19 protein-coding genes are annotated in these 25,779 nt (G+C 62.1%); 7 read left to right on the top strand and 12 right to left on the bottom strand.

What is annotated here, in order from left to right:
• Positions 1–265: 265 nt before the first annotated feature.
• Positions 266–1,255 carry a glycosyltransferase gene (locus tag C1927_RS19995; protein ID WP_159095398.1) on the top strand — a complete coding sequence of 330 codons (990 nt, stop codon included), beginning with the start codon at positions 266–268 and terminating at the stop codon, positions 1,253–1,255.
• A 26-nt stretch (positions 1,256–1,281) separates the two neighbouring features.
• On the opposite strand, the gene C1927_RS19990 is transcribed toward C1927_RS19995, so the two are convergent.
• From C1927_RS19990 to C1927_RS19950, 9 genes are all read right to left on the bottom strand, one after another.
• Positions 1,282–2,418: a polysaccharide pyruvyl transferase family protein gene (locus C1927_RS19990; RefSeq protein WP_108747602.1), complete on the bottom strand. Its 1,137-nt coding sequence runs from the start codon at positions 2,416–2,418 to the stop codon at positions 1,282–1,284.
• A complete protein-coding gene (locus C1927_RS19985; protein WP_159095397.1) occupies positions 2,415–3,353 on the bottom strand; it encodes a nitroreductase family protein in 939 nt (312 codons plus the stop codon). The genes C1927_RS19990 and C1927_RS19985 overlap by 4 nt, the downstream gene beginning before the upstream one ends.
• 49 nt (positions 3,354–3,402) lie before the next feature.
• Positions 3,403–4,932: a hypothetical protein gene (locus C1927_RS19980; RefSeq protein WP_108747600.1), complete on the bottom strand. Its 1,530-nt coding sequence runs from the start codon at positions 4,930–4,932 to the stop codon at positions 3,403–3,405.
• A gap of 54 nt (positions 4,933–4,986) precedes the next feature.
• On the bottom strand, positions 4,987–6,162 hold the full coding sequence (locus C1927_RS19975; RefSeq protein ID WP_159095396.1) for an O-antigen ligase family protein: 1,176 nt from the start codon (positions 6,160–6,162) through the stop codon (positions 4,987–4,989).
• A 326-nt stretch (positions 6,163–6,488) separates the two neighbouring features.
• Entirely contained in the window at positions 6,489–8,648 is a 2,160-nt protein-coding gene (locus tag C1927_RS19970) for an acyltransferase family protein (RefSeq protein ID WP_159095395.1), read from the bottom strand.
• A 26-nt stretch (positions 8,649–8,674) separates the two neighbouring features.
• The gene (locus tag C1927_RS19965; protein ID WP_159095394.1) at positions 8,675–9,601 is read right to left on the bottom strand and encodes a glycosyltransferase; all 927 of its coding nucleotides are present in this window, start codon (positions 9,599–9,601) and stop codon (positions 8,675–8,677) included.
• Complete coding sequence (locus C1927_RS19960; RefSeq protein ID WP_254051511.1) at positions 9,601–10,311, bottom strand: WecB/TagA/CpsF family glycosyltransferase; 711 nt, start codon at positions 10,309–10,311, stop codon at positions 9,601–9,603. The genes C1927_RS19965 and C1927_RS19960 overlap by 1 nt, the downstream gene beginning before the upstream one ends.
• Before the next feature lie 98 nt (positions 10,312–10,409).
• On the bottom strand, positions 10,410–11,462 hold the full coding sequence (locus C1927_RS19955) for a polysaccharide pyruvyl transferase family protein (RefSeq protein ID WP_159095393.1): 1,053 nt from the start codon (positions 11,460–11,462) through the stop codon (positions 10,410–10,412).
• A 44-nt stretch (positions 11,463–11,506) separates the two neighbouring features.
• The gene (locus C1927_RS19950; protein WP_108747594.1) at positions 11,507–12,673 is read right to left on the bottom strand and encodes a nucleotide sugar dehydrogenase; all 1,167 of its coding nucleotides are present in this window, start codon (positions 12,671–12,673) and stop codon (positions 11,507–11,509) included.
• Between the two features lie 613 nt (positions 12,674–13,286).
• On the opposite strand from C1927_RS19950, the gene C1927_RS19945 reads away from it, so the two are divergent.
• The 3 genes from C1927_RS19945 (at position 13,287) to C1927_RS19935 (ending at position 18,595) form a co-directional block, all read left to right on the top strand.
• Complete coding sequence (locus C1927_RS19945) at positions 13,287–15,512, top strand: polysaccharide biosynthesis tyrosine autokinase (protein WP_108747593.1); 2,226 nt, start codon at positions 13,287–13,289, stop codon at positions 15,510–15,512.
• Positions 15,513–15,619: 107 nt separating this feature from the next.
• The gene (ubiA, locus tag C1927_RS19940) at positions 15,620–16,513 is read left to right on the top strand and encodes a 4-hydroxybenzoate octaprenyltransferase (protein ID WP_079224031.1); all 894 of its coding nucleotides are present in this window, start codon (positions 15,620–15,622) and stop codon (positions 16,511–16,513) included.
• A 657-nt stretch (positions 16,514–17,170) separates the two neighbouring features.
• Positions 17,171–18,595 carry a TIGR00366 family protein gene (locus C1927_RS19935; RefSeq protein ID WP_174208707.1) on the top strand — a complete coding sequence of 475 codons (1,425 nt, stop codon included), beginning with the start codon at positions 17,171–17,173 and terminating at the stop codon, positions 18,593–18,595.
• A 76-nt stretch (positions 18,596–18,671) separates the two neighbouring features.
• On the opposite strand, the gene C1927_RS19930 is transcribed toward C1927_RS19935, so the two are convergent.
• The gene (locus C1927_RS19930; protein WP_108747592.1) at positions 18,672–20,336 is read right to left on the bottom strand and encodes an AMP-binding protein; all 1,665 of its coding nucleotides are present in this window, start codon (positions 20,334–20,336) and stop codon (positions 18,672–18,674) included.
• A 306-nt stretch (positions 20,337–20,642) separates the two neighbouring features.
• On the opposite strand from C1927_RS19930, the gene C1927_RS21555 reads away from it, so the two are divergent.
• Complete coding sequence (locus tag C1927_RS21555) at positions 20,643–20,792, top strand: hypothetical protein (RefSeq protein WP_174208706.1); 150 nt, start codon at positions 20,643–20,645, stop codon at positions 20,790–20,792.
• 71 nt (positions 20,793–20,863) lie between these two features.
• On the opposite strand, the gene C1927_RS19925 is transcribed toward C1927_RS21555, so the two are convergent.
• Positions 20,864–21,487, bottom strand: coding sequence for a YiiX/YebB-like N1pC/P60 family cysteine hydrolase (locus tag C1927_RS19925; protein WP_108747591.1), 624 nt, complete (start codon positions 21,485–21,487; stop codon positions 20,864–20,866).
• Between the two features lie 147 nt (positions 21,488–21,634).
• Between C1927_RS19925 and C1927_RS19920 the strand changes: the two genes are divergently transcribed.
• A complete protein-coding gene (locus C1927_RS19920; RefSeq protein WP_254051599.1) occupies positions 21,635–23,458 on the top strand; it encodes a M3 family metallopeptidase in 1,824 nt (607 codons plus the stop codon).
• A gap of 47 nt (positions 23,459–23,505) precedes the next feature.
• Positions 23,506–24,861 (top strand): TPM domain-containing protein, encoded by a 1,356-nt coding sequence (locus C1927_RS19915; protein ID WP_108747589.1) that lies wholly within the window; start codon positions 23,506–23,508, stop codon positions 24,859–24,861.
• Between the two features lie 98 nt (positions 24,862–24,959).
• On the opposite strand, the gene C1927_RS19910 is transcribed toward C1927_RS19915, so the two are convergent.
• A complete protein-coding gene (locus C1927_RS19910; protein ID WP_108747588.1) occupies positions 24,960–25,628 on the bottom strand; it encodes a VOC family protein in 669 nt (222 codons plus the stop codon).
• Between the last annotated feature and the right edge of the window lie 151 nt (positions 25,629–25,779).

Below are 25,779 nucleotides of genomic sequence, written 5' to 3'. Positions count from 1 at the left end.
CGTCCAATCCAAGTGCCCCGGGTCGAAGCTTGCGTAGGGCCATGGAGCTGCCGAAGCCGTTGTGGTCAGCGACAGCGAAAGAAGCAGCACTAAGCTGAATAGGGTGCGCATACCCGAGCCAGAAGTTGATCAGGCGTGCAGGATATCAACGCCCAGCGTGACCAAAGGGTATGCAAGGACTGGCAGTGCGGAGGAGATGGATAGATTCATGACCAGGCGGGCGTGAAAGACTAGAATGCTCGGTCTGACCCGACTAGGAATGTCGATGACTGTTGAAGTGCTTCTCTCGCTTGCGCCACCGGACGGTACCACGAAGTTCGTAGACCAGTTGACCGAGGGCAAGCACGTAGACACGCAGTACCGGTACTTCTCCTGGAGAACGGCGCTGCTTGGTCGATATCAGGTCTTCCATGTCCATTGGCCGGAGCAGTTGGTCAGGGCGCCGGGTGCACTCACCCAGATCGTAAAGCGGATCCTTTTCCGGTTGCTGCTGCTTCGTTTCAAGCTGTCGGGCATTGCCGTTGTGCGCACATTGCACAATCTGCAGCCGCATGAGGAAGGGGACAGTGTCGAGCGCAGACTGCTTGGCAAGCTCGATGCGGCTACCCAGCTCAACATTCGCTTGAACGCCGCGACACCGATGGACGAGTCCACTGGAGTAACCATCCTGCATGGGCATTACATTGGGAGATATCCCGGCGTAGAGCCCACGGATGTACGAGTTGGCAGATTGCTCTACTTCGGGCTTATTCGTCCCTACAAGGGTGTGGAGCGATTGCTGGACATCTTCCAGTCGATCCAAGATGACACGAAGACCCTGCGTGTAGTCGGCAGGCCAACGCCCGAACTGCGGAGCCTGATTGAGGCAGTTTGCGAGCAGGATGAGCGCGTTAGCGCCAGACTGCAATTCGTCCCGGATGACGTGCTAGCTTCCGAGATCTACGCATCGGAGCTCGTCGTGCTGCCGTACAAGGAAATGCACAATTCTGGTGCAATCCTGGTTGCGCTTTCCCTCGCACGGCCAGTGCTCGCACCGCGTTCACCAACCAATGAGTTGCTGGCAGAAGAGGTTGGGCCTGGTTGGGTCAACATGTTCGACGGCGATCTTTCAGAGGCAAAACTTCTGGCAGTTCTGGAAGAGGTACGGAGTCTGCAGCGCAATCCACCAAAGCTTAGTGGCCGTGACTGGGGCGTCGTAGGCAGGCAGCACCATGCTGCCTACCTGCGTGCAATTGAACTGCGGAAGGCTTCCTGATCCAGACTTGGCCAGGAAGCCCAACCTTAGCTCAGCGAACTACGAAGAAATTCGAGGCCCTTCGCTCTCTCGCTGTCCACCTTGCGGTTCACCTCATTCCATTCAATGGGGCGGTTTGCGAGGTCACCGAGTTCATCCGCTCCGGATACCAAGCGTTCAAGGAGCCCGAACATGCCAAGCAGGGAACTGAAGCGTGCCATGCCACGAGTGGCATTGCCGTATGCGATGAATGGCTTGTTGAACAGGATGGCAAACACCGTTCCGTGGAAGGAGTCGGTGATGACGAATGCAGCGTCCCGGAAACCGCGTAGCCAGTCTTCAACCGGGGGCGCAACGCGTCCATTGATGGATGCATCGTTCTTTTCAGGCCTTGCATTGACAAAGAACACTGGAAGGCCAAGTTGCAAGGCGACCTGATCCACAATCTTCTGCTTTTCGGCAGTCAAGTCCAGTATGTAAACCAAGATCCCCTCTGACCTGCGCTCCGGTTCGTTAATCAGCTGGGTGTAACGATCTGCCGTAAGCAGCATCGTAGGATCCACGACATGTTCCGCAGATACGCCGAATTTTTCACGGCATTGGTCGACACCCGTGTCTTCACGAACAGAGATGGCGTGAAAGCGCTTTGCCAGAGCGGCGCATCGCTGCGTCTCCTCGGGTGAATACTCCCATTCAGCCGTTCCGAAAGACGCTGCGTAAGATATGCGGCGCGTGCGAAGGTCTGACTCGGGGATGAATCCGCAGAAATAGTCGGTCAGGTTTGACTTGACGAATCTCTGGCGCCACACCTGATCGCTACCGACAATAACAGCGTCGAATCCAAGGCCAGGCATGTGCTGACTGAGAGCAGTGCTGCTCAAGTACTCATCTGTCTGTGGCTGGATCCGCTCAGCAATGAAGCGCCGCGAATGCTGCGCCACGATAGCGCGCTCCTTCTGGTCGAGCAGGCCATCGCGAATCTTGACTCTCCGCCCGAGCACATAACGCTTCAACAGCCGTTTGGTAAGCATGGGCGGGACCTTCCAGAAGGGGACCTTATGGCGTTCACGGTTGAGGAACCATGCGTCGTGGCCGAGGTCTTTCAGCGCCGTAAGCAGCGCGTAGGCTTGTAGATTCCCACCATAGTTGGCGTAGAGCGAAAGGGTAAGGACGGCAACTTTCATACGATCTTCATGACCTCAGACAGTTGGCGGCGGGCAGAGCGCGCCACATGGTAGTCACTTTTGAGCGCACCGATTGCGATGAGCATGATGATTGTCTCCGACGCAGGAAGGAACGAGAGGGCTTTTCGGATCTGCCGATCCTTTGCCACCGACGATGACCAGTTCAATGGGCATGCACCGTAGCCCTGGGCATGTAGACCCAGTAGGAAATTCTGCGCAAACATTCCACCATCAATCCAATGCTGGTAACGCTCCGTCGGCTCAAGCATCTCCGCTTGGTCGACAGTTACTACAGCGATGACGGATGCGGTGTGACCAAATCCCCGATTGCCATTCTGGTGCGCCAAAGCGGTTTTCCTTGCTGCCTCGTCTCTCAGCAAGTGGATTCGGCCGGACTGTCGATTGCAGACACAGGGTGCGTGCTGTGCCGCAAGAACTGCCTGTTCAAGCACTGCATCAGGAACGTACGCGTCCGAGAAGTCACGTACGGACGTCCTCCCTACAATCATATCCAGACCAGGATTGCCTGTAGGAAGTGACGGATGAGTCGCAGCCGGCCTGACCGGCGTTCCTGTGACGGCTATGCCGGAATCGACTGCAAGCTTGATAGTTGCATCGAGCCACGGGAAAGGCGCAATTCCATGACTGAGATTGAAGTCCCGATAGCCGACCAAAGCGTCGACTGCGAGCGTAATCTCGGGCCTGCATGTCTTCTTCCGCAGTCCTTCCTGTATGAGCATGCACAATTCATGTATTCCACTTTCCCCAAATCCGGCGCGCGGCTGGGGAAGTGCGAGCCCCTTCTCGATGCGGTGGTACTGCTTCGTGATGAGGGCGGCCATTGATGGAGGGTGCTTCGACTTGCGCAGCAGGCCGGAATGGCGAACAAAACGTTGCGCATCGTAGGTTATGACTTTGGCCAGATCCGCCCACATGCGGAGGCGCTTGCGGAGTGGGCGCACGATGGACTCCCTGGACGATGGACTATTTGCCATTTTTATTCTTCCGACTCTTGATTTTATTTACGATGTAAATCCGCTCATCTTTGCCAAGCCCGACGAACACAGAGGCAGCTGCCATAGGCAGGGCCAGCAGCATTCCATGCAATGCGACATCGAAGAAGGTGAGGGGAGGGCCAAGCCAGGCATCTGCTGCCAGGAGCAGTCCACCGGCAATGCCAAGCAGCAGCAACAACGGGAGAGCTACCGTCTTGATGTAGGCGACGGCATCAAAATCCATCATTCGCTTCAGGAACCATATGCGCAAGCAGAACGTAACGACCTGGAGCACCAGCGCTATGCAGAGAAAGCTCTCAGGTCTGGAATGCAGTGCGAAGGCCAGCCAGGTCAAGGGAAGGTTGAGCAGGATGACGCCGCCCACAACGAGTTGGTAGTTTCGTATGCGCCCTGTTGCCGACGCCGCAGTCATAAGGGGTTGTGAGACCGTCTCGAGCAGGATATTGACCAGCATCCACTTAATGAATGTTGCCGAGTGCGGTGGCGGAGTCTTCAACCAGATGAAAAGCAGGTAGTCGATACAGTGGATCGCGGGTAGGAACAAGATCCCCAGAAGAATGAAGTTCAGCTTGGAGCCCATGGTCACAAGGGATTGCAGGCGCTTACGTTCGCCCTGCGCATAGCTCTGATAGATCTCAGGACTGAGCGCCAAGTGGAAGCTGCTCGCAAACTGCGTCGCTGCACTCTGTGCCTGGGTCATTACACCATGCGCGGCGTTCAAAGCCGGGCCAAAGAACACGTTAAGCAGAGTGTTGGAGCCCTGGGTCCGGAAAACGTTCGATAAGCTGCCGATGAAACTCCAGCTGATGAAGGATGCCAATGCGGCATAGATCTTCCACTCTCGATGCGGCGCAAACCGTGATTCGGAGAAGTGCATCTGGCAGAAAAGCAAATAGCAGCCGAGCATCAACCAGGATACGCAGCATACCAGCGCAGCATACAGAACAAGCCGGTCGAGGCCTGTGTGCGAAATCATGAAGGCGATCGCGAGCTTCATCAACGCCTCTATGACGCTAGTGGCTGAAAAGAACCACATTTTCTGTCTTGAAATGATTAGAGCATTGAACGGCGTGCGGAGGATCAATGCAACGGATGCCGCTACAGATAGGTGGAGCACCATAACGGCAGCGGCCAGTCGGCCCTGTGGAATGTCCAATGCGCTTCGCAGAAGCCACATGCCGAGCGTTTCACCGAGAACAACGACGCCAGCAGCGATAGCCACGTGTGCAACGAAGGTTGCATTGAACGTCTTTCCAAGGGCCACTTGGTCGCCCTTGCCGATATCGATGCCCATAAAGCGCTGCGCAGCTGCGGACATGGTGTTATTGAGGAATGAGAAGATGGCGACAATCCCACCAGCCACGCTATAGATGCCGAAATCATCGACCCCCAGTGCCTGCAAGACCACGCGCACGGTATACAGACTTGTGGCAAGGACCAGCAGCATCCTCAAGTAGAGGTAGGCTGAGTTCTTGGCGATCTTTAGAGAACGGGACATCGGGACCTGGAGGCGGCGGGCCGGAGGGATGAAACGGAGAAGCTGGTCATGGCGTCAGGACGAGCGCCATGCTCGGCTTGGTGCAGCAAAAGCAGATGCAAGCGCGAGCAGCGTCCAGAGACCAACTGGGAGCCCATGATTGGTGAAGACCGGTGCGGTGAACGCAGATATCAGCATCAGAACAAAGAGCAGAATGGTAGGCCGGGCAATCCACTGATTCCCTGCCTTGGATGCTCTTCGAAGCGTCGTCCACATAAGAAAGAATACCGCGAGAAACCCGATGAAACCGATGACGCCGAAGGTCATCAGTAGGTTGAACCACTGTGATTCCGGCGAGCTCCAGGCCATCTGGTAGGGGTAGGTTCGCTTGGTATCCGGGCTCGAGATTGCCGCTTCGTAGACGCTGGTGCCCCAGCCAGTCAGCGGTCGATCCTTGATCATTGGGATGGTCTCAGTTACCCAGATGTTGTAGCGATAAGCCAGAGTCGAAGGAACCCAGGTACTGGCGCCGTCGCTACTTGCCTCACGGCTAGTGGCGAACTGCTGTTCAAAGCGTTCGGCGAACAGGGAGCCAAGCGACGCGGCTGCTACGACAGCGACAAGCAAAACCATGGGAGCAGCCCGGCCTACCGCGCGTGCAGTCTTCAACCCCCCGACAAAGATGAAGAAAGCCGTGACGATGGGAGCCAAAGTCAAGGTGGTCAGCACGCCGATGCCTGAAATGGCGAGCAAGCCCCAAGCTATCCATTCCTTCCCGAGCTTGTAGATGCGTGACAACGTGAGCAGTGCCATTGATGCCGCCACGACCGTGCAAAGGTACGATCCGAACGATGTCCAGTGCTGGACCAATGCCGTAGCGCGGATCAGCCTTCCGTCCTCCAGCCGTGCAATAAAGCCGCCGCTGTCAGGGGACAGCCGAACGATCAGCTGCTGGACTGCATCAACGCCCAGAATCTGGGCAAAACCCAATGCGACGGATGGAACCGCTGGCAGTGCGAACCAGAACAGCAGGCGCCTTGCATCTTCCAATGAGCTGACGGAAAGTCGTGCAGCCCAGTAGATCATCAACCAGATCATGGGGCGTGCTACAAACATGTAGTCCGGTGCGTAGTTCAGGTAAACGGCATTGGAAGCTTCGATGATCGCCGTAATGATCGTCAGGAGCAGAACGACTATGTCCAGCTTGGGGACAGAAGCATTCGAAGTTCGCAGTGAGCCAGCTCGGCTCAATAGGGCCAAACCAAACGCGGCAAGGATGAATGCGTGCCAAGGACGGAGAGGCAGACCCGCAATCGGGGAGACCAATCCAGGTGTTGCCGCTGCGAGCCCGAGTAGTAGACCTACTACTCGGGCAGGTCGCTTGGATGGATGCGTCAGGCAGGGCGCAGCATCAGTATGGGTTGAATCGGGCACGTTCTGGGGCTCGGAAATGGACGGCCCGGCTGGTTGCCGGACCATGGCCCCCGGACTGGGGGCGCGTTGAAAGTGGCGTGAAGGGACTGGGCCGCAGATAGCTTGCCGACATTGGGCCCACCAACGCAATCATCGCCCGTGACCTATCTGTCGTCGGGAGTTGCTTCCACCCATGACTTGACCAGCGGCGCCAGGAACTCCCCATACTCATAGGTGAGGTGCCGCTCATCCCGGCGCACGATGTAGTCTCCAATCACAGCAGGGCAGTATCCATTGCGGTTGCAGTACCAGAGTCCTGTGTCGATATAGGTCCTGCCTGCAGAAGCTGCCGCATCACGACTTGCGGCATTGATGTGCAGCCATCTACCGGAAACGGACCCTGAGCAGTCAGAAGGCCGGTTGAAAGGCCTAGAGCAGAACACGAGGTCCTGCCCCGCTGGCGGTGGCGCAACTATCAGAATCCGGGGGACTGCAGACAGCTGACTCAGCGAATCCTCCACGCCGTGTCTCCACATGTCTTCCAGTTGCGCCTCTGACGAGCTCGATGTGCGACTCGGAATCGCAGAGGTCGTCCACACGATATCCGGCTTGTCCTCCCTGATCTTGGCGAGCGCCCATTTCCTGAATGCAGTGCATTCGTGGTAAGGCGAGCCGTCGGGCGCGGGCTGATCTATGTTGGCAAACGCACAGCCAAGCTTTGCGTACACGATCATCTTCCATTCGGGATTCTGGCGCACGAACGCGTTTACGGAGAACGCGGCATTCATGGCAATTGAATCTCCCAGTACCACGATCGTATGGGGCGCCTGAGGGTTTCCACGCACACAACTGCGCGGTTCGTCACGCTGCCCCGTCCAGCACTCCTTGGTCAGCTCTGTGCCATATGCGCTGATGTCCGAAATCGCCGGTTTCAGACCGCTCCAGTCGCTCTTTACGTCCGAAGTGGCAATGAGGCCTTGAATCTCTTCGACGTACTTCAACGCGGATATCGGCTGCGGTTGCAACTGAAGGGTGCCGGCCGGCGTGCTTGCCACTCGCGATGAGGACATCCTGCGCACAGCAGCGTCGCCGGCAGCTATGGTGGCTCCAACCAGGACAATCGCTGAAATCATGACACCCGCATTGCGCAAGAACGTGTCGCGGCCTTGAGGCTGCCGGTGGAAAGCGCCCTCCGCCGGCTGCGTCCGCACAGCGGGGAGGAGCCATTTTGAGCGCAGGACACCTTGCTCTACGAACCGGTAAGAGATGATGGAAAGCACGCCGGTAAGCGCAAGCGCGGCAGGCACCACAACTATGTCGCGCGGTATCAGGGCACTCAGGAAAACAATTACCGGCCAGTGCCACAGATACAGTGAGTACGAAATGTCACCAAGGTAGGTCATCGGCCGCGTGCGAAGAGGCCAAAATGCGATCTGACGGGTGGTTCCTGTTCCTGCTGCTATGAATAGTCCAGCCCCCAATGCAGGCAGCAATCCCATAGGACCTGGGAAACCGGTTGAGGGGTCCACCAACCATACGGAGGCGATGATCATCGCCAAGCCAAATCCACTGAGCCACGGACGCAGAGAGTGGCCCAGGCTCGCAAGTCGCGGGGTGGTCAAAGCGACTATCGCACCGATGGCAAACTGGAACCCCCTCGATAAGGTGGAGAAATAGGCGCTGGCAGGGGACGATCTCGTTTCCAGGCAAGCCCAGATTAACGACGCACAGCCCACAAAAAGTGCGATCCAGAACAGTCTTCGCTGCAGCACTTTGCCGCGTGTACCACCCAAGGCAGCGGCCGCTATGAGCACCGGCCAAACGAGATAGAACTGCTCTTCAACTGATAACGACCAGTAGTGCTGGAACACTGAAACGTGATCCGCCGCGAAGTAATCAACGCCGCGAAGTGCAAATGCAATGTTCGAAACAAAAAGAGCAGCCCAGAGCCCATCCAGCGCAGACGATGCGGTCTGCCACGGCCAGAAGACCAGCCAGGACGCAACGAGCGTTGTTGCAATCACCAGCAATGCCATCGGCAGGATTCTGCGCAATCGTCGGCGATAGAAGTCGCGAAACGAGACGCTCCCGGTGGAAGCCACTTCCTTGGCTAGATGCTGCGTAATCAGGAATCCGGATATGACGAAAAAGACATCAACTCCAATAAACCCACCCAAAGGATGGCCTGGCAGCTTCTGGATAAGGACCAGATGATCGAGGATCACCAACAGGACAGCGATTGCCCGCAATGCCTGAATGTCGATGCGCAGAATGGATTTGGGCGGCGCCGGTCGGCTGCCTGCCACTGTGCTCGATAGCGTCATGCTCGGGGCTCTATGTACTTGGTTCGTCAGCGTGAGGAAGAAAGCGTCAAGTCGGCGACCTTCCTGTACAGGCGGGTCGGTAGGAAGATCTGCAGCGCAATCCGAACAGCCAGCTTCGCGTTGTAGCATCCTCCGACAACCGCGCGCAGATACAGGGACGCTGCCCGAATACGGTGGCCACGCTTGAACATTGCCTTTGCAACGTACCACCCCTGGTCGCCCTTCTTGGCCCTGGCGGTCATCTGCTCGCTGCGCCTCGCAAGCCAGTCCAGGCGGGGGAAGGGGTCGAGCGCGTTTGAAACCCGCCCTGGAGCTGAATGATCGGTCCAGATTGCTTGCGGCTCGACCAGCATCTCGAACCTCGCTCCGGCGGCGGCGAGCCGGATTGCGAAGTCAGTGTCCTGCCCAAACCGAAGTGAAGTGTCGTACCGCGTGCGCTGGGCGAGAGCCTTGGAAAGGACCACGGTTGATGTCTGCACGAAACCTTGATCGCAAAGCAGGTACTCCGACATGGGTTCGTCTGGACGGATGGCTCTGGGGGGCTTCAGGAACGTCTTGTTCTGCCCTCTATCGACCAAGATCCGTCCATACACCGCTGCTGGCTCGGGCATTTCGCTAAGGCGATGAAGGGACTGGGACAGGTGGCCTGGAAGGAACATGTCGTCGGAGTCGAGGAACGCTACGTATTCACCGCGCGCGGCATCAATTCCCGCATTCCGCGCCGAACAAGCACCGGCATTCTGTTGCTGGATAATGCGGAGGCGGGGGTCAGTAATTTCGCGACGGATCAACGCAATCGAATCATCGGTAGACCCGTCGTCAACAACGATGAGTTCGAGTTCCACACCATCCTGGGACAGAACAGAGTTGATGGCTCTGATGATCGAATCCCCACGATTGAAAAGGGGGATGATCACCGAGACAAGGGCGCGGTGAATCTGGCCATTGCTCATCATGGAGTCGCACCGCTCTTGAGGCGCAGTACTCTGCTCCACTCGGTATATCGGATCAGCCGGTAGAACGCATAAGGATTGGTCGCGAGGTATCGGAGGCCCAACCTGCTCGGCTCATTCAGGGCCCTGTACAGCCACTCAAGTCCGAGCGCTTGCATCCACTGCGGTGCTCTAGGCGCGTCCCCGGCGAGAAACGCGTAAAGGCCTCCGCATGTCTTGATCCAGCCCACGCCTTTCAGCTTATGGCGATTGCGGATGGACCAGTACTCCTGCTTCGGCTTGCCTAGGGCAACCCACAGGACGTCCGCTCCGCTTGCGCGGATTTCTGCACAGACGGCCTCATCTTCCACCTCGTCGAAGTATCCATTCCTTCTGCCTGCGATCTTCAGCTGCGGATACAGGCGTTGGATCTGAACGACAGCTTGCTCATTCTGACTTTCACTCGCACCCAAGATGAAGAATGAGAGGCCATTCTCGGATGCTGTCTTTGCTGCGTCGTGGAAGAAATCGGTAGTGGCGATTCGCTCGGGCAGTGGATGCCGTGTCAAGCGACTGGCAAACACCACAGGCATGCCGTCAGCATGAATGATGTCTGCTCTCTCCATGGCGCGCATGAAGGTTGGGTCGGAGCCGGCAAGTGCGACACCTTGGCCATTTGAAGACAGCACGACCTTCGGCAACCAATCATGCCGGTTCAGGCGGGCTTTCATGCAGTCCTCCAGCATCTTCCGGGCAAGTCCGGACCTGGAGATCGATGCGGTGGCCAGACCACCCACGCGCACGTTTCGAATTTCACTACTCATCGGAATCAGGGAGTACTCAATTGGCGATCAAAGTAGCGCTGCAGCTCTCTGTACGGCGCGTGCATGCTTTCAATATCGAACGGGACGGGGGCGCCGAACTCTTGCGTGGGCTCGTCCACGCACAGAACCCGCTCGCTGATGCCCAGATCCTGGAATATGCCATCGATCTTCGGCTGGGCGCCTCGCGAGACCAGAGCATACGGGGACGCTCCAGCATGGGCCGCGAGAAGCAGAGCGTGCAGGCGGTTGGAATAGATGGCAATGCAACTCGAGTAAAGCAGGGTCAGGTCATCAATGCTGCTGTCGCAGATGACGAGGCGCATGCTCGCCTGATGGCCATCGAGTGCCTTGATCAACCTCCGCGTTCCTGGTTCATCGCGAGCCACCTGTACGACGAATAGATACTCGTTGGAGGAGCCGAGTGCCTCCATTATTCGTCTTACAGTCTGCTGCACTTCCTTTTCGTCAGCCTTGCCATCGAATCGAAAGCTGAAGGCAACAGCACGGCGCAGGGCAACGGAGGGCGCAGGGTTCTGATATAGGTTGAATGACAGGTCCGGTACGACTTCGTCGACGGGCACGCCAATCGAATGCAGATAGCTCTCGCTGATGCGATCGCGCACCGCGAACGAGTAAAGAAGGCGTCTCCGCCATCCGGCTACGATTCTCTCAGGCCAATCCATGGCATCAAATGACATGCCGACATGACAGATACGGACGCCTGCGAGATAAAGTGCGGAGAGGATTACGTTATATAGAGATGCGGCCAGAAGGCTCTTTCGTGACTTCTTTCTTCCGCCTAGACCGCCCGGGTTCAAAAAAAATACGCACCTATCACCCTGCAGTCGGTGTCGGACCATCAGTTGTAACAGCTGCGCGAAGCCGCGCTTGCGAAGGCTGACGACGTTCTGCTGGCCATCAACCCGCATCGAGGATTCAAAGCTCTGCGGAGCTCTGGAAAAATCGACATAGGTAAGGGTCCTTCTGGCGGCGAGCCGGCAGAGTTCGCGGTTGATAAGCGCGTCGCCCAGATTGTCAAACTGGGTCTTGATGCTCATGAATGAGACTGTTTTGGTGGAATGCATGTTCATCCGGTGCTTGATCAATCAGCACCGAAGAGGTCGCGCGTATAGACCTTATCCTCGACATCTGCAATTTCCGCAGAAATGCGATTGGCGAGAATAACATCTGCTTGTTCTTTGAACGCCGCGAGGTCGTTGACGACGCGTGATCTGTAGAAGTCGCTGGTAGTGAGTACCGGCTCGTAAACGATGACTTCGATACCCTTGGCCTTGATCCGCTTCATTACGCCTTGGATCGCGGATGCGCGGAAGTTGTCGGAGCCGGATTTCATTACAAGGCGATAGATGCCAACGACTTTTGGGCAGCGACGAATGACTTCATCGGCAATGAAGTCCTTTCGCGTTCGATTTGCTTCGACAACGGCATGGATCAGGTTTTGGGGGACGTTGCTGTAATTGGCAAGGAGCTGCTTTGTATCCTTGGGCAGGCAGTAGCCCCCGTAGCCAAACGAAGGATTGTTGTAGTGTGCGCCGATACGGGGATCCAGGCTGACGCCCTCGATGATCTGGCGGGTATCCAGCCCATGAGCAGCTGCATACGTATCAAGTTCGTTGAAATACGCCACGCGCATCGCCAAGTACGTATTGGCAAACAGCTTGATGGCCTCAGCCTCGGTCGCATCGGTGAAGAGCGTTGGTACATCCTTGCGGATTGCACCTTGTTTCAGCAGATTGGCAAAAGCAGTCGCGCGATCGGACATCTCACCGACGATGATGCGGCTCGGATGCAGGTTGTCGTAGAGAGCTTTGCCCTCCCTGAGGAACTCTGGCGAAAAAATGATGTTGTCGGTGCCGAAGCGCCTGCGCAGCTCCTCCGTGCACCCTACTGGCACGGTCGACTTGATCACCATCACTGCCTGGCGATTTACTTCCAGTACGTCCTGAATGACGGACTCTACCGACTTCGTATTGAAGTAGTTTGTCTGGGGATCGTAATCGGTTGGTGTTGCGATAATAACGAAGGCAGCGCCTTCGTATGCTTCTCGACAATCTAGCGTTGCAGTAAGGTCGAGAGGCTTGTTGGCAAGGAAGTCTGCAATCTCGACATCCTCGATCGGAGCCTTTCGAGAATTGATGAGATCCACCCGATCAGGGTTGATATCCAGCGCAACGACTTGGTGATGCTGCGCAAGCAATACTGCGTTGGACAGGCCGACGTATCCAGTGCCGGCCACGGCAATCTTCATTTCAAGTTCCTTTTGCATGCAGCACTTCAGGCTGGCGGGGCGGGGCAACAGGAAGTGCCGTCGCGCTCCCCCAAGCACAGGCCGCAATCCATGACGTGTGGGGTCGCGATCGCGGCCCAATTCCCAAGCCCATCATGTGAAGACGGCCCTGCGGAACTTCAGGGATCGTACTACAAGCGTCAAATTCATGGCAGTATTCGGCGGCCCTGTTCACGGTCCGTCCGGGTGGTGACGTCATATCTGGGCGACCTCTCGACCCATTCTGAACAGCGGTGCGCGCGACATGGCTGCCTGTGGTCGCGCGAGCGACTTCAACCGTCAGGCCAAGCTGGCTGAGGCAATGAGCTCACCCAGATGCGCCCGGGCACGGCGATTGTCCATCTCAGATCGCCCGTCTCAGAGTCGGGCGCGACCCCGCGCGCCTCTTCCAACATAGGGTAAACTACTGAGCTGGGTGCAACTTTCCTGGCGCAGACGCGACGTGGCAGATGGTCCGAGCCCTGCTCAGCCTTTCGCAAAGGGCTGACCGGGTCGCTTCCGTCAGGCACTATTTGTGAAACGGCTTGCCGGCGGGGGCTGGCTCCGTTTCTGATTCTGAAATCATGTGGAAGCGATGACAAAACAAACGGAATCACGAGTGACCAAGGATGATGAGCTCGACCTGCGCGAGCTGGCTGGCATCTTCATCGACCGCAAGTGGTGGATCATCTGCACGACGGCTGTGTTCGCCGTTGTTGGCGTGCTGTATGCGATTCTTTCGACGCCGGTCTACCAGGCGCAGGCCATGGTGCAGGTAGAGTCAAAGGTACCTTCGATCCCTGGCCTGTCCGACCTGAATTCGTTGACCGGTGGCGGTAGCACCGCGGCAACGACTGAGGTGGCCCTGCTCACCTCGCGGACCGTCGTTGGCAGTGCCGTCGACGATTTGCAGTTGGACATCCAAGTCGCGCCGTCTCGCTTCCCCCTGATCGGTGAATTCCTGGCCCGGCGCTTCCAGCCAGAGTCCGTGGGTCAGGTAGCGGCGCCTCGGTTTGGCATGAGTCGTTATGGCTGGGGTGGTGAGGATCTTGCTGTCCACCGGCTTGACGTACCTCCCTTCCTCGTTTCAGTGCCATTGACCTTGGAAGCTGGCGAGAAGGCCGGCACGTTCAGCGTTTCCGATTCAGATGGCAACCTTCTTCTGAAGGGGCAGGTGGGGCAACCGGCGGTTGGGCGTGGCGTGACACTTGAAGTGGCAGCGCTTCACGCTAACCCAGGTACTCGTTTCCTGGTTACAAAACTGCGTCGACTTGATGTGATATCTGCGCTGCAGGATGGCGTTCGTGCCTCAGAGCTCGGGAAGGAGTCCGGGATTCTGCAGGTTCGATTCGAGGACTCGAATCCGGATCGTGCGCAGGCTGTGGTGCAGCGGGTCATCGAATCGTATGTGCGGCAGAACGTCGACCGGAGTTCCGCTGAGGCAGCGTCGCAGCTTCAGTTCGTCAAAGAACAGTTGCCGACCATCCGCCGTCAAGTGGAGCAGGCGCAGGCGGAGATGAGCGCATACCAGTCGCGTTCAAACTCCGTCGACATCACCATGCAGACAAAGGGACTGCTGGAACAGGAAGTTGCCGTAGAGGCCAGCATCCAGCAGCTGCGGCTGAGACAGGCGGAGATGGATCGCAGTTTCACCCGCGAGCATCCTGCCTACCGGGCATTGCTGAAGCAAATTAGCGACTTGGAAGGGCGAAAAGCCGGTTTTCAGCGGCAGGTTGGACAGTTGCCTGATACCCAGCAGGAGTTGCTTCGTCTGACCCGCGATCTGCAGGTCAGCAATGAGCTTTACACCGCACTATTGAATCAGGCGCAGCAGTTGGATGTTGCCCGCGCCGGCGCCGTCGGCAACGTTCGAATCGTGGATCCAGCGGTGGTTGACATCGTCAACCCGGTCAAGCCGCAGAAGAAGATCATTGTCATCATTGCAACGCTTCTTGGCATGCTCCTGTCTGCGGGTGCCGTCTTCCTCCAGCGCATGCTCAACCCGGGCATCGAAGACCCGGCGGACATCGAAGCCCTGGGCCTGCCGGTCTACGCCGCGATCCCGCTCAGCGTGTCCAACACCCTGCCCAAGCTGCGCAAGGGCAAGCACGGTACGCGCGTGGTGGCCGACGGTCGCCAGCACCTGCTGGCGGTGACCGCCCCGGCGGACCCGACCGTGGAAGCGCTGCGCAGCCTGCGTACCAGCCTGCACTTCGCCATGCTGGAAGCGAAGAACAACATCCTGACCATCTCGGGCCCGCGCCCGGGCGTGGGCAAGACCTTCGTGTCCACCAACTTGGCCGCGGTCATCGCGCAGGCGGGCCAGCGCGTGCTGGTTATCGACGCCGACATGCGCAAGGGCACCCTGCACAAGATCCTGGGTGTGTCGCACCAGAAGGGCCTGTCGGACGTGCTGGGTGGCAAGCTCAGCGTCGACGACGTGATCCATCCGGTAGCCGGCCTGGACAACATGCACTACATGGTGCGTGGTGACATTCCGCCGAACCCGGCCGAGCTGCTGATGCACCCGCGCTTCGCGCAGCTGCTGCAGGACATGTCCGGCAAGTACGACTTGGTGATCGTCGATACGCCGCCGATCCTGGCCGTGACCGATCCGGCGCTGGTCGCCACCCACGCTGGCTCGAGCCTGCTGGTCACCCGTTTCGGCGTGAACCAGGCCAAGGAAATCGAGCTGACGCTGCAGCGCTTCGAGCAGAACGGCGTGCAGATCAAGGGTGCGATCTTCAACGCGGTCGAGAAGCGTGCCACGGGCTATTACAGCTACGGCTACTACGAGTACAAGTCCGACGAAAAGGCCTGATCCTTTCGCAGGGCAGGACACCGGGGCCCGGTGCGCGCAGGCGCATCGGGCTCTGTCTTTTCCAGGCCCCCGCCGCCGTCCCTTCAGCGCAGGAGTATCCTATCGCCATGGCTGACACCCCTCTTTCCGCGCCGCATCCGGCGCCGACGCCGCGCTGGCGTCACTACTGGTCCCTGATGCGCGCCGATCGCCCGATCGGCACCCTGCTGCTGCTGTGGCCCACCTGGTGGGCGCTGTGGCTGGCCGCTGGCGGCCTGCCGCCGCTGTGGACCCTGTTCGTGTTCACCGCAGGCGTCTGGCTCACCCGTTCTGCCGGCTGCGTCATCAACGATTACGCCGACCGCTGGCTGGACCCGCACGTGGAGCGCACCAAGGCGCGCCCGCTGGCCACCGGGGCGATCAGCGGCCGTGCGGCGCTGGCGCTGTTCGCCGTGCTGATGCTGGTGGCCTTCGGCCTGGTGCTCACCCTGAACGGGCTGACGATCGGCCTGAGCTTCATCGGCGTGTTCCTGGCCGCCAGCTACCCCTACCTGAAGCGCTACACGCACCTGCCGCAGGTCTACCTGGGCATGTCCTTCGGCTGGGGCATCCCGATGGCCTTCGCCGCCGTGCAGGGTGAAGTGCCGATGCTGGGCTGGCTGCTGTACGCCGGCAACATCCTGTGGTCCACCGCGTATGACACCTGGTACGCCATGGTCGACCGCGAAGACGACCTGAAGATGGGCTCGCACTCCACCGCCATCCTGTTTGGTGAGCTGGACCTGGTCATCCAGGGCGTGCTGTACGCCCTGTTCCTGGCCACGATGGCCTTGGTGGGCGTGCGTGGCGGGCTGGGTGGCTACTACCTCGCTGGCGTGGCGGTGGCCACGGTGCTGGTGGTGTACGAATTCTGGATCTGCCGCAACCGCGAGCGCGGGCCGTGCTTCAAGGCGTTCCTGCACAACAACTGGGTAGGCGCGGCGCTGTTCGCCGGCATCGCCGTGGACCTGGCGCTGCGCTGACCCCCGGGTCTGGTAGAGCCGGCCGCTGGCCGGCTGCGCACGTGCGCGATCGCGGGGTTGCCGGCGAGCGGCCGGCACTACCTCCTTCCGCGACGTGCGACCCATAGATGGTAGAGCCGGCCGCTGGCCGGCTGCGCGCGTGCGCGATCGCGGGGTTGCCGGCCAGCGGCCGGCACTACCCCCTTCCGCGACGTGCGACCCATGGATGGTAGAGCCGGCCGCTGGCCGGCTGCGCGCGTGCGCGATCGCGGGGTTGCCGGCCAGCGGCCGGCACTACCTCCTTCCGCGTCGTGCGACCCATGGATGGTAGAGCCGGCCGCTGGCCGGCTGCGCGCGTGCGCGATCGCGGGGTTGCCGGCCAGCGGCCGGCACTACCTCCTTCCGCGACGTGTGACCCATGGATGGTAGAGCCGGCCGCTGGCCGGCTGCGCGCGTGCGCGATCGCGCGATTGCCGGCCAGCGGCCGGCACTACCTCCTTCCGCGACGTGCGACCCATGGATGGTAGAGCCGGCCGCTGGCCGGCTGCGCGCGTGCGCGATCGCGCGATTGCCGGCCAGCGGCCGGCACTACCCCCTCTGCCACCTACGACCAATAGGTGGCTGACAGCCCGCACCTCACCGCCCAGAATCGGCCCATCGAACCTGGGAGGGTAGGCGATGGCCTCGACGGCAGCAGTACAGGATGGCTGGATGGCGCGCGCGGCGCTGCGTTCGGCCGCCTGGGCGGAAAAGTGGTTCCCCGATGCGTACGTGTTCGCGGTGCTGGGCGTGGTCATCGTCGCGGTGGCGGCGATGGGCTTCGGCTCGACCCCGCAGGCCACGGCCAGCGCCTTCGGCGACGGCTTCTGGAGCCTGATCCCCTTCACCATGCAGATGGCCTTCGTGGTCATCGGCGGCTATGCGCTGGCCACGGCGCCGGTGGTGGCGCGCTTCATCGATTTCCTCGCGCGGGTGCCGCGCACCGGTCGCGGTGCCGTGGTCTACGTGGGCTTGGTCAGCATGTTGGCCTCCCTGCTCAGCTGGGGCTTCTCGCTGGTGTTCGGCGGCCTGCTGGTGCGCGCACTCGCACGCCGCACCGAGCTGCGCATGGATTACCGCGCCGCCGGTGCCTCGGCCTACCTGGGGCTGGGCGCGGTGTGGGCGATGGGCCTGAGTTCGTCGGCCGCGCAGCTGCAGGCCAACCCGGCCAGCATGCCGCCCGGCCTGGTGGAGATCACCGGCGTGCTGCCTTTCACCGAGACCATCTTCCTGTGGCAGTCGATCGCGCTGACCGCGGTGCTGATCCTGGTCTCGCTGCTGATTGCCTGGCTGACCGCGCCGGCCGCTGGCAGTGCACGTACCGCCGAGGATTTCCCCGGTGCCGCGCAGGCCGAGCCGGAGCCGCTGCAGCAGCGCACGCGCCCGGGTGAATGGCTGGAGTACAGCCCGCTGCTGACCGTGCTGCTCTCGCTGCTGGCCTTCGGCTGGCTGTTCAACGAGTTCGCCAACAAGCCGGTGGTCACCGCCATCGCCAACCTCAACACCTACAATTTCCTGTTCATTTCGCTCGGCCTGCTGCTGCACTGGCGCCCGCGCAGCTTCCTCAACGCAGTGGCCAAGGCGGTGCCCAGCACCACCGGCGTGCTCATCCAGTTCCCGCTGTACGGCGGCATCGCGATGATCCTCACCCACGCGGCCGGCGGCGACGGGCAGACCCTGGCGCATCGCCTGTCCAGCCTGTTCGTGCACGTGGCCAGCACCGATACCTTCGCCCTGGTGATGGGCGTCTACTCGGCGGTGCTGGGCTTCTTCGTGCCCTCTGGCGGTGGCAAGTGGATCATCGAAGCGCCGTACGTGATGCAGGCGGCCAACGAACTGAAGGCGCACCTGGGCTGGGCGGTGCAGGTCTACAACGCGGCCGAGGCCCTGCCGAACCTGATCAACCCGTTCTGGATGCTGCCGCTGCTGGGCGTGCTGGGACTGAAGGCCCGCGACATCGTCGGCTTCACCTTCATCCAGCTGCTGGTGCACATTCCGCTGGTGCTGGGCCTGCTGTGGCTGCTGGGCATGACCCTGACCTATGTGCCGCCGGTGATGCCTTAATCCAGTAGAGCCGAGCCCACGCTCGGCTGCCTGCAACGGCCAGCCGAGCATAGGCTCGGCTCTACAGGAACCAACATCAGCCGGCTGCGGCCTGCTTCTCGATCTCCGCCTTGCGCAGCAGGAACCGCTGCACCTTGCCGCTGGGCGTCTTCGGCACCTGCACCACGAACTCCACCTGGCGCGGGTAGGCATGCGCGGACAGGCGATGGCGCACATGCTGCTGCAGCTCGTGCGCCAGCGCGTCGCTGCCTTCGAACCCGTCGCGCAGGATCACGAACGCTTTGACGATCTCGGTCCGCTCCGGGTCGGGCACGCCGATCACCGCCACTTCGGCCACGGACGGATGCTCCATCAGCGCGCTCTCCACGTCGAATGGCCCGATGCGGTAACCGGACGAGGTGATCAGATCATCGGAGCGACCGATGAAACTGATCGAACCGTCGTCCTCGCATTCCACCGAGTCGCCGGTGCGGTAGTAGTCATCGGCGATGGCCGGGGTCTCCGCCCGGTAGTAGCCGGTAAACCACATGATCGGTGACTGCTTCAGGTCCACCGCGAGAATGCCGGGCGTGCGCGGTGGCAGTTCATGGCCCTGTTCATCCAGCACGGCCACGCGGTAACCCGGCATCGCAAAGCCCGATGACCCCGGGCGCACGCGGTGGGCCAGCGCATGGTGGTTGTTCACCACCATGCCGGTCTCGGTCTGCCCGTAGTGGTCCAGCACGGTGGTCTGCAGGTGCTCGGCAAACCAGCGGGCAATCTCCGGATTCAGCGGTTCGCCGGCACTGCTGACCACGCGCAGCTGGCCCTTGATGCCGGCACTGGCCTGGGGGCCGGCGGCGATGATCTGCCGGTACGCGGTGGGCGAGCCGGCCAGGTTGGTCACTCCCAGCTGGCCGATGATGGTGTTCAGGCCATGCACGCTGAAGCCGGCTTCGCTGAAGGTAGTGGCGTGGCCCAGCAGCAGCGGGCCGATCACCGCGTAGTACAGGCCATAGGCCCAGCCAGGGTCGGCGATGTTCCAGAACACGTCGTCCGCGCGCAGGTCGACGGCCAGTTCCATGTAGCTGGCAAACGCCATCATCGCGCGCAGCGGCACGGGCACGCCCTTGGGGCTGCCGGTGGTGCCGGAGGTCGACAGCAGGGCCATCAGCGCATCGCCGGGCAGCAGCACCGGCTCCAGCAGTGGCGCGGCCGCCGTCGTGGCGGCACGCCAGTCGATGTCACCGTCGCGCAGTGCGTGGCCGGGGGCGAGCACCGTGGCCACCGGCGGGCAGGCATCGAGTTCGTCCAGCCTGCTGCGGTGTGCGCTGTCGGTCACCAGCAGGCGGGTGCTGCCGGTCTTCAGTCGGCTTTCAATGGCTTTGGGGCCGAACGCGGTGAACAGCGGCTGGTATACCGCGCCCAGGCGCCAGGTGCCGAGGATGGTGGCCAGCAGGTCCGGCGTGCGCGGCAACAGGCCGGCCACCACATCGCCCGGGCCGACGCCGGCGGCACGCAGCACCTGTGCGGCGCGGGCGGCGGCATCGCGCAGGTCGTCGAAGGTGTACAGATGCAGGGCGCCCTGCGCATCGATCCAGCGCAGGGCCAGCCGATCGCTTCCGCAGTATCGATCGCAGCATTCCACGCAGGCGTTGATGCCCTGGTCCAGGCGCCCCTGGAAGCGGTCCTGCCACTGCGCGATATCGAAGCCGTCGCGGGCTTGCTCGTAGGAAAGGCGTACTGCGGTCTGCGGGGCCATGCGCGTCTCCGGCGGGTGTCCGCCTGACCATAGCGGTGCCGCGCGCGGCTGCAAATGGGACCATGGGTGTAGGCCGTCATGCGCGCGTCACACGGGCCAAGGCCGCTGAATACGGCTGGTGCCGGGCCGGCATGAGCACATGCACACGTCGCATGAATCCTTCAGGGGCTTGTGCCGCAAGGGGCGCGCGGTCTTTTGTGGGGCGCCTGCACGCCAGCCTAGCTGCGTTGCAACGCATGGTTAACCTTCGGCTGCAGAGGATGGCCCCGTCCACCGCATTCCGCGCGTGGCTTCGGAGACACGGACATGGCACAGCAGAACCAGCAGAACCAGAAGGGTCAGCAGAACCAGCAGGATCAGCAGCAGGGTCGCGGTCGTGACCAGCAGCAGCAACAGCAGCAGGACCAGCAGCAGAAGCGCAACCAGCAGCAGGGCAGCCAAGACGAAGAAGAATGACCCTGGCCCCCGCCAGGTCTGAATACTGAAGCCCCGCCACGTGCGGGGCTTCGCTTTTCAAAGCACGCCGATCAGAGCGCGCCGACCCGTTCCAGCACCGCGCTGGCGGCCATGTCGTTGGGGTTGGTGCCCGGCAGGCCCTGCGGCACGTCCATGCCCATGCCGCGGTACAGGTCCACCCAATGCTGGGCGATCTCCCCGGTCTGCGGGTTGCGGAAATTCATCGGCTGCAGTGCGAACACATGGTGCGCGCGGAAGGCACGCTCGATGAAATCCGAACAGTAGTAGCTGTCCTCGTTCAGCACGTAGGCCGTGTTGTACGGCTTGCCCAGCATCGTGCGCGCTTTGGCGACTGCATCGGTGATCGCACCGGCCGGCGCCGCACGCAGCCGGTACACAACGATCTGCCGCTGCTTGCTGCGGGCGTCGCGCTGGAAGTCGAGCAGGGCCTGCTGCCGCGAGCCCTTCTCATCGGCATGCAGCACCTGCCAGCCGTGCGCGCCGGCAGCCACCAGGGCCACGTGGTCGAAGCTGGTCGCGCCCTGCGTGGCGGTGGCATCGTCGATGGCCGCACTCAGTCCGCTGTGCCCGGCGGTGACGAACAACAGGTCGCCCTCGCGCACCTGTACGCCTGCGGCCAGCGCGGTCGAAAGCGGGGCGAGCAGCAGGCCGATGACCAGCAGGAAAGTGCGCATGTGAAGGCCAGACAGGCGGGGAACGGGCTAGTCTACCCCCGCTGCGGTCTGCCCATGGCGTAGAGTCGAGCTTGCTCGACTGCTTCTGCCAGGCGCAGTCGAGCATGGCTCGACTCTACAAAGGACGTTGTCATGAACATCCGCAGGATGCGATGCATCACCGCCGCCACCGTGCTGCTGCTTGCCGCCGGCACCGCCAGCGCGCAGGCGCTGCACGCCGACGACCGCAGCTGGTTCGCCGATGCGGCGGCCGAACAGGACGCACGCGCGAAACTTGCCACTGCCATCGCGACGCTGCGCGATGCCGGACCCGAGGATCCGGCCGCGCGCGTGCAGCAGGCTGACCGGCTGTTCGGCCAATGCCTGCGCCACCATGGCTATCTGCACCTGCAGGCCGCACGCAATGCGCGTGATGCGCGCCTGGCGCAGGCACAGGAAGGCATCGCGGACCTGTGTGGCGACGCCGCGCGCATCGCACGCAAGGCGCTGGCCAGTGCGCCGGCCGATGCGGGCTGGGTGGCCCCCTATGCCTGGCTGCGCACGCGTGCGCTGGGCACCACCGGCGGCTCCACGGCGCCGCGCGCCGCAGGCCTGGACGATGCCGTGGACGAAGTGGCCAGCCCGGCGCTGGATGCATTCGCACGCCTGCAACGGCAGCTGCTGCAGCACGCCAGCTACCCGCGCTTCGAGCGCGATGGGCGCACGCTGGACAGCAGGAAGGACAGTACGGCCCTGGCCCAGCACCCGGATCGCGCGCTGCGCGAGGCCGGCTGGAAGGGCTACTGGCAGGGCGTGGCCTCACAGCGCGAAGCCATGGCCAGCACGCTGCTGGCGCTGGTGCAGGTCAACGATCGTGCCTCGCAGCTGCAGGGCGATGGCAGCGCGCCCGAGCGCAGCTACCGGCACATGGGCCTGGACACGCCCGCGGTGCTGGCCACGCTGGCCGCTGTACAGCGCCATGCGCCGCAGCGCCGCGCCTACCAGCAGGTGCTGCTGCAGCATGCCGAACGCATGGGCCTGGCCGACCCGCAGATCTGGGACATCAGCCTGCCCGACGCAGGCTTCGTGCCGCCGGTCCTCAGCCTCGAACAGGTGCGCGACACCGCCACCGGGGCGATGCAGGGGCTGGGTCCCGACTACGCCGCTGAAGTGCGCGCGCTGCTCGACCCCGCGCAGCAGCGCATGGACCTGGCGCAGGCGCTGGGCCCGCGCACGGCCGATGCCTTTGCAGTGACAGCGCCGGGCGCGCCCGCGCTGCTGTTCGTCGGCGAGCGCCGGGGCACCCTGGAAAGCGACGTGGAAGCGGTGCACGAAGCCGGGCACGCGGCACACGGCCAATGGATGCAGCGCGGGCACGTCTCGGCGTTCTACCGCAACGGCACCTCGTGGTTGAACGAGGCCTACGCGATCTTCAACGAACTGGAGTTCCGCGACCAGCTGTACCAGCAGGCGCAGGACCCGCGCGCCAAAGCTTACTACCTGAAGTCGCTGCTGGATGACATCGTGCTGCAGCTGTTCATCGCTTCGGAGGAAGCGCAGCTGGAGCAGTCGATCTACCAGGGCGTGGCCGCCGGCACGCTGGGTACGGCCGATGACCTCGATGCGCTGACACTGAAGGTGCTGTCCGGCTACGGGATGATGGCCGAGCGCTACCCGGCACTGGGTGCCACCTGGGAAACCAAGCGGCTGATGTACGAAGACCCGCTGTACCTGGCCAACTACCTGTTCGCCGGCCTGGTGGCGGTGCAGCTGTACGTGCAGGAACAACAGGATCCGCAGGGCTTCCGCCAGCGCTACCTGGCCGTGCTGTCCGAAGGGTTCGACCGCGCCCCGCAGGAACAGGTGGCGCAGTTGCTGGGCCACGCACCGGACTGGGCGGAACTGGTCGACGCCGACCTGCAGGTGTTCGATGAACAGGTGGCGCGCCTGCAGGCGCTGCATGCGCAGATCGAGCAGGGCGAGGGCGCATGAGCAGGCCGCGGAGGGCAACGCGGAGCCGGGCCCCGGCATGGCTGTTGATGCTGTTGTGCCTGCTGCCGATGGTGGTGATGGCTGCTGCTGCGGTACCTGCACTGGATGATCCGGTGGTGGATGCTGCGGGTGCCTTGTCGGCGGATACCCGCGCCACCCTGCGCGCACAGGCACTGCAGTTGCAGGCACGTACCGGCGCGCAACTGCAGGTACTGGTGGTCGACCATGTTGGCGATGAGGGCATCGAGGCCTACGCCCAGCGGGTGTTCGATCAGTGGCAGCTGGGCCGCGAAGGCGTCGATGATGGTGTGCTGCTGCTGGTGGCCGTGCAGGACCGCCGCGTGCGCATCCAGACCGGCTATGGCCTGGAGGGTGCAATTCCGGATGCGTATGCTGCGCGCATCATCGACAAGGCGATCGTGCCACGCTTCCGCGATGGCGACCTCGACCAGGGGTTGCTGGATGGAACGAAGATCATGGTTGCGCTGATCGACGGCGAAGATCTGCCGGCCTGGGAAGACCCGACGGCACGCAGCGTGCTGCCGCCGGACTGGCGCAGTGCGGATTCAGTGGTCGCCCTGGCGCTGCTGGCCGGCTTCCTCGCCGGCGTGTGGCGCTCGCCACCAGCGTCCAGCGCGGCGAAGACACCGGACGACTTCGCACGCAGGCATCGCGAGCGCCAGCGCGGACAGTCGCGTGCGGGTGCCAAGCAACGGGCGCGACCGAAGCGATTGCCGGCCTGGGGCCGCCCGATGCTGGTGACGGCCGTCGTGGCTGGCGGGATGCTGGCGGCGGTCGTGTGGGCACCGCGCTCTGCACTGGCGGCGCTCTGCATCGTGTTGGCGTTGTGCGTACCCGTGGCGAGCCTGCTCGGCTGGTGCTGGCGCCGCAGCCGGGGCCTGCGCATCGTGTTGCTGGGCATGCTCGGGGTCAGTGCGGGCTTCTTCGTGGTGATGCTGCTGCGTGGCCAGTTGCCGCCCAGCCTGGCCCTGCACACGCTGCTGGATCTGGCCGTGGGCATTGCCGCGATGCTGGTGTTCTTCCTCATACAGGCCTGCCGTGCACGCTGGCATAAGGACCGCAGCAGTTTCGGGGTGCGGTTCGCAGTGCTGGTGCTGCTGACCGCTGGCTACGCGATCTTTGCCCTGCTGGCCATTGATCGGGTCGACCCGGCAGCGCGCCTTGCGGCGACGATCGGGTGGAGTGCCGGTACGCTCGTGCTGTACTTCGCCTGGATCTTCACCATGCTGCCAGGTGAGAAAGCACGCGGCAGCGGCGGTTCATCCAGCGGCTATCGCAGCTCTTCCGGCACCTCGTCGTCAAGTTCATCCTCAAGCAGCTCCAGCAGCTGGTCCGGGGGCGGTGGCCGCAGCGGTGGTGGTGGCGCGTCGGGCAGCTGGTAGGTGTCAACCTTGGTTGACACATCTCTCCGCGCCGGGAAAGCGTCCGCCGGGCATGGCCCGGCGCTACCGTAGGCCATTCATCCACGCATGGCGTGGATCTACTGGATCACGCGCCACCCCTGCGCGGTATCGGCAATCTCGCCGCTGCCCTGCACATCGCCCACGCGCAGCAGCAGGCCCTGCGCGTTGGGGAGGTCCTTCTGCTCGGGGAACCACCGACGGTCGGCGGCGACCACGATCAACAGTCCTTCGTCATCGCCCATCGGCGCGAACTGCGGCGAGGGCGTGCTGAGCGGCTGCAGCCCGAAGCGCGCGCTGGCCTCGGCGCGTACCGCATCCACGTCCGCGCTGGGCAGGCCCACTTCGCTCAGGCAGGTCAGCTCGCTGCCGTGGAACGCGCCGCTGCGTGCGCTGGCCGGTAGGCGCTTGCGGCCGATCAGCTCCAGGATCAGGCCATCGGGCCCGGTGAAGTACACCGACTGCGACTGCCAGGTGCTCTCCAGCGCGAAGTAGTCAATGCCTTCGGGATTGCGTTGCAGCGGCACGCGCTCGCGCAGCCACGTAATGGCCTCGTTGAAGCGGTTGTCCGGCACGTTGAAGGCCAGGTGCACGCCGCCCAGCGGCTGGCCATCGGCCGGTTGCAGCTCGATGGTGCTCCAGCCGATGTGCACGTGGTGGCCGACCACGCGCAGCTGCAGCACGTCGTGGAACCAGGCGGCGACGGTACCCACATCGGACACCGGCAGGGTGAGGTGTAGCAGGCGCATGATGCGGTCTCCTTGCGTGCGCGATGCTTCGATTCTATTACGCGCGTGATGATGGCGCCGCCCTCCGCGACTTCCTCCTGTCGCGTTCACGTAACGCCCGCTTCACACATCGCGCCGAGACTGCGCGACTTGTCCAGGCCGCCTGTACAGG

This window comes from Stenotrophomonas sp. ZAC14D1_NAIMI4_1, assembly GCF_003086775.1.
GTDB lineage: Bacteria > Pseudomonadota > Gammaproteobacteria > Xanthomonadales > Xanthomonadaceae > Stenotrophomonas.
The sequence above is the reverse complement of the archived record's forward strand: the minus strand, read 5'-3'. Positions and strand labels throughout refer to the sequence as shown.